At 46.3% G+C, this 3,493-nt stretch carries 2 protein-coding genes; both read left to right on the forward strand.

Features of this window, described 5'->3' with window-relative positions; genetic code table 11:
- A partial coding sequence (locus tag ACEW8S_RS10825) for a S8 family serine peptidase (protein ID WP_373518167.1) occupies window positions 1-2,201 on the forward strand: 2,201 nt, incomplete at its 5' end.
- 35 nt (window positions 2,202-2,236) lie between these two features.
- The coding region (locus ACEW8S_RS10830; RefSeq protein ID WP_373518168.1) for a membrane dipeptidase at window positions 2,237-3,493 on the forward strand (1,257 nt) is incomplete at its 3' end.

Raw genomic sequence — 3,493 nt, forward strand, 5'->3', positions numbered from 1 at the left:
CGATCACCGATTTTCCGGTGGCTCGATTGGACAAAAAACTTGGGAAGATCATCGATGGCGAAAATTGCGTAATCGTGCAACATCCAAAAGGCGATTATAAAAAAATCGTCATGAGGGATATTCGCATGTTGGTGCTCAAGGATGATTTCCTCATCTATGAATCCGATACCTTGCCGGGCTCTTCGGGCAGTATGGTACTCGGACTCGGTACCGGAGAAGTCGTCGCCCTGCATCACAGTGGGGTGCCGAGAAAAAATAGGCACGGGCAATGGCTGCGAAAAGACGGGTCGGTAGTACAGCCCGGCGATGCCGACAATGTGATAGACTGGATGGGAAATGAAGGTATACGGGTCAGCAGTATTTTGAATATGATCGAAAGAATGCCGGTCGCAAAGTCCATGCAAAAAAATAAGACCGATTTGCTCGGCACAGTTCGGCCTGCCGAAAGTGTAGCACTCGATACCGAGCAGACCCTTGTCTCACCTAAATATTATGCTATGAACCGTTTAGAAAGCACAAATTCGGAAACCCAGTATTTTGAGATCCAATTGTCGGGGGTCAAGGAAATGCAAAACGATTGGAAGGAAAACGCGGCCAGTCTCGTCCCGGGCCTATTGCTTAGTGAGCCCCTTTATCCCATGTCAACGGAAGCATCACACCGTAATTTTTACTACATACACGTACAATCGGATAAAAGTCCCTGGGAAATAGCGGCCGATCTCGAAGGCCTTCCACAAATTGAAACCTGTACCCCAGATCTTGAAATGTCTACCGATATCAGACCGGGCCATTATGAAAGGTGGTCGAATACCGAAAGCCTCGAATCGCTGGAGGACGGAACGGCCGATTGGGCACAGAGTGAAAAGGATTTTAAGATCAGATGGGCCAATGCAAGGTTGGTCAAAGAATTTATCCAAGGGGACAAAAATCAAGACTACCGGGCTTGGAACAGGAGAGCGGTAAATATGTTGGAGATCGACCCTGAAGAAGAACCGTTCACGAATTTCAAGGGAAACATTGAAAAGATACGCCTTGTTCAATTGGATACCGGGTATACAGATCACCATAAAGTTTTGGGAGGCTTTGACCTCTTGCAGGATGAAGATTTTATCGACGGGGAAGATGCGCGCGACGAAATGAGTATGGGCGTCATGAGGCATCCGGGGCATGGCACCCGAACCGCCAGTATCATTGTCGGCCAACACGCCAACGGTACTATCAAAAACGATGGGAATACAGGTATTGCAGTAGACAAATTTGGAAAACCGTTGGTAAAAGTGATTCCCTACCGCATTTCGAAATCGGTCATCTTGATTGGCCGCGGGCGCAACCTATTCAATGCCGTCTCACAGGCCATAAATGCCAATGCCGATATCATCTTTATGTGTATGGGCAGCTATCCAAGGCCGATGATATATAGTATTGCCAAAACCGCTTATGAACGGGGAATTATTTGGGTCTGTGCCGCGGGCAACCAAGTAGAGTCGGTCATAGCACCTGCCGTCTATCCGGGTACCATAGCCGTTGCGGCCTCGAACCCCAATAATGAGGTTTGGGAGTATTCTTCCTATGGAACGTCTGTCGATATTACCGCCCCCGGGGAAGATGTATATGTGCCTTTTAAGAGCAAAAAGCAGGAAGATATCATGGTTTTCGGGTCGGGCACGAGCTATGCCACACCCCATGTGGCCTCGGCTGCGGCCCTATGGAAGGCCAAACATTTGGACTTTCTCAAAAGACACGTGAAAGAACCTTGGCAGACCGTAGAACTGTTTAGAACGCATTTAAGGGCATCGGCCAATACCAAACCTAATGGAAGGGAGTGGGATACCGATAGATTTGGCGCAGGTATTCTGGATGTTGACAAATTGCTAAGACAGGAAATGCCCGACATAGATGACCTGAAAAAAGTCGAAGCGCTAATGGGCGGCCTTAAAAATGCCTATGATGGTAAGGAAAAACCAGAAGCATGGGACCTCGGTGTCCGCGAAACCATCCATTTTCTTTGGAATACGGCAAGAAAGAAGCTGACACCGGGCTTCGAGAGTGCAACGGTCCAGGATTCGCTGACCGAAAGGGCCAGGATCAGTGTGGCCGCAATGACGGGCAGACCGGTTAACAAGGTATTTGAAAGTTACGCCCAATTTGACGACGACCAGACCGAGAGACTTCTAAAAGTATATTTTGAAAGCTTTAATTGAGATTATTAAATTGAGATTATTTAAAAATACAGATTATGGATAATTACTTTGATCTTCATTTTCATCCGGTAGCTAAAAACCATCTTGCCCAGTACAATGACGATATGTCTTATAAAAGAGGCAATGGGGAATTGACGAAAGCGATCGAAATGTCAAAAGCGTTCAAGGACTTTACCGACGAGACGATACTGCGTACCTTAGAAAGTCAGTGCTGTATAGATTACCTAGAAGACGGGAAGGTGAATCTAGGGGTTGCCGCCATTGCGGCCCTTGAGTTCGGTGTGGCTTCAAGCAAAGGTTTTTTTTCCTCCGTTCTGAAAGGTAATTTGACACGGCCCTTTAGCAAACACTATTTCGATGTGGTAAGCGAAGGCCAGGTATCCTATCTCAATTTATTTTTAAGGGAAGTCGAGCAATATATGGCCCTGAAGAAAAGCGGGGCTATATCGGTCTTGAACCGTAAGAATATACATAAGTTCAATGAAAAATCCCTCAAGTTGACGTTTGCGATCGAGGGTGGCCACAACCTCTGTATGAAAAAGATCGGGAATGCCCTAAAGTACGATGAATTCAAGGACATCGAGAAAAGTGCCGTTCTCGATCCAAAAACGATAGCTTCCAACAACCCTGCAACCGTGCTAGAGGAACTGGTAAAAAAATTTCGGGAAAAGGATTTGGATGTCCTATATCTTACCCTCACCCACTTGACCCATATTCCCGAACAACATTTGGCGACCCATGCCTTTGCCACGAAGGCGTTAAAACACCCTTCATTCTATCCTTTTGGCAATGGTCTTAGCGAATTGGGATTAGAAGTTATCGATAAGGCCTATTCGCTCCCAGTACTTATTGATATAGCGCACATGAGCCTGAAATCGCGTTTGGACTTCTACAAATATCGTAAAGACAAAGACTATGAAAATATTCCAATAATTGCCAGCCACGTCGGGGTTACGGGCTATTCCATCAATGATTGGAAGCACAACCTCGACACTATAAAATGTGTGAACCATGTAGACCAAGGTATCAAGACGGTCAAGATGTATACCAAGCCCAAAGTGGCCGGATATTGGGGATCCAATCTCAAAAAGGAATTCACTTTTAACCCGAACACCATAAACTTGATGGATGAAGACATCATCGAGGTGGTCAACAGTAAAGGTATCATCGGGGTAAGTCTCGATATAAGCATTTTGGGTTATGAGTCCGGCGCGACGCCCGAAATCGATTCCTCTGAATTTCTAACGACCGCCGATTTTATGACCCATTTTCCCTATACTGGTCTACAGTCC

The organism is Pricia sp. (assembly GCF_041745955.1).
GTDB lineage: Bacteria > Bacteroidota > Bacteroidia > Flavobacteriales > Flavobacteriaceae > Pricia.